General features: G+C 24.3%; 2 protein-coding genes. Both read right to left on the minus strand.

Annotated features, from left to right (window positions below):
- The coding region (locus HZY83_RS06590) for a CD3337/EF1877 family mobilome membrane protein (protein WP_179943263.1) at window positions 1–1,772 on the minus strand (1,772 nt) is incomplete at its 3' end.
- Between the two features lie 69 nt (window positions 1,773–1,841).
- A complete protein-coding gene (locus HZY83_RS06595) occupies window positions 1,842–2,222 on the minus strand; it encodes a hypothetical protein (protein ID WP_179943264.1) in 381 nt (126 codons plus the stop codon).
- Window positions 2,223–2,263: the final 41 nt, after the last annotated feature.

Genomic DNA, 2,263 nt, shown 5'->3' on the forward strand with positions numbered 1-2,263 from the left:
GTATTTCTATATTGAGTATTCCTTATTTTATAAGGATTTGTATTATCTTTTATTTCATTATTAAAATTATTTTGTGGTGTCCTTGAATTATAATCTATATTGTTTTTATATGGTAAATCATTTTTATGATCGTTATAATTTGCTTTGCTTTCTTCTAAATATTCATCGTAACTTGTTTTTTGATTTTTACGTACATAATTATTATCATTAGCTTTATAATTATTTCTACTCTCTAAATTTGTATCTTCATTTTCTATATAATCACTTTGATTTTGTCTTACATAGTCATTTACATTATCATTATTTTCTAAATTAATATCTTGATAATCTTGTATTTCTTCTGTTTGTGATGTACGCTCTATGATTTTTCCTTTATCGTTAATTCTTTGTGTTATTTCTTGTTCTTCATACGTTCCGTTATTAGCTTTATTAATTAGTTGTTGTTCATCATCTTTTCTCTTTTGTCTATCCTTAATATAGTCATTTACTCCTTGTTTTATATTAGATATACCACTTCTAAATGTATCTAAACCTTTAACTCCTGCAGATAAATCTTTTGTATATTGATTATTCGCAAATGTACTTGCTATTTCTGTTCGCTTTTTATAAAGTGATAATATAGCAACTAAAAACATTATTGTTGATACTGAATATGTTGTAAGTGCTGGAGAGGTTGTGCTTTCCATTATTTTTGAAACTAGTGCCATTACTATATCAATAAATAATACTATTAAACCTAACATTGCTTTTAAAAGATACATTCCTAGTAATTTTTTAAACATTATTACATAATTACTACTCATTCCAGGTATCATCGACAACATTATCGCAAATGGTATTACTAATATGTAGAATAGTATTTGTACTTGTATTATAAAACTAAAAAATGCGATTATTGAAAATGGTATCATATATAATAAGTTCATTATTATTGAAAAGAAAGCCGTTAACATTTTTTCAGATACACTTTCATCACTTATATAATAATTTTGATTTCCATTTTCTACATCATAATCTTTGTCATCTAATTCTAACTTTTTCAATTCTTTTTGTTTATCTTTAGTAGATATATTACTACTTAACATAACATCTAAACTTTCTTTTTTTACATCCTTTTTATCTATTGTATTAAAATTCAATATTAAAAAAGGCTGCTCTACCATTTTTTCAAATGCTTTTTCACGCATTAAATCAACACCTGAATTACTATCACTAATACCTGCAGTTTCTGTTATCTTATTACCACTACTTGCGATTATTCCTTGTAACTCACTTGATAAACCATTAGCTGTTCTTATTATTGTACCTGAATTTGTAATCCATAAAACTCCTATTCCAATAACTATAAAAAGATTAATTGCTTCACGTATTCCCCTACCGTTTCTAGTTAAGTATCTTACACCTATAAATAAAACGGCTATTACAAATAATAAAGCTCCTACTTGTCCGAATATGTTCTCATAAATTCTACTAGACATATCACTAAGTACATCTACTATACTATCTAACGCTTTATTATCGTATAGGTATTTTAAGAAAAAATCTGTAATACTCGCAAAAAACTTCGCTATTCCAAAAAGCCAATTAACTATTACATTAAACATTATTGACATATTTGGTAAAAGTACATTTCCATCTACCATATAGCTTTTATATTGTTCTAAATTATTATATTTTTCATCAATATTATTCGCATACGCAATCAAAATTGTACTAAAAAATAACATTAATGTAGAAATAGCTATATAACTTATTCGTTTTAGTTTTTTCAAAAAATATCCCCCCTTTCTTGACAAATAAAAAAAGACAACAAATTTAATTGTCATCTTTAAAATTCAGCATTAATTATCAATATTTTTATTATTTATTTCCTTATACTTAGGTTTATCCTTTTCAATTATATCTTTTGCTTCTTCTTCTACAAGACTTATTTCATTATTTTCAATAACAAAATACTTTATAGAGTTAAAAGATAAATTAGACTTCCTAAATTCTAACTTGTAAAAAGTGAATTTTCCTTTCTTTTTATAAGTATCAACATTTACATCTTCATAAACATAAATATTAACATTTTTTCGTTCAATTTTATTTTCATCACGATCGTCATTATAATAAGCTATAATTTTATCTATATTTTCATCATATTTTTTACTCTTACTAGAACAACCAACTATCGTTACAACCAATAAAAAAGCTGTTATTATTGATACAATCTTTTTCATAATCTATCTCCTTATATCTTCTACCATTTTAATTATATCAA

Origin of the sequence: Gemella sp. GH3, assembly GCF_013415425.1 — a bacterium.
Lineage (GTDB): Bacteria > Bacillota > Bacilli > Staphylococcales > Gemellaceae > Gemelliphila.

What these genes read in the sequence shown, in the direction of transcription:
- HZY83_RS06595 (WP_179943264.1), bottom strand. Translation starts at nt 2,222, where the DNA reads ATGAAAAAGATTGTATCAATAATAACAGCTTTTTTATTGGTTGTAACG.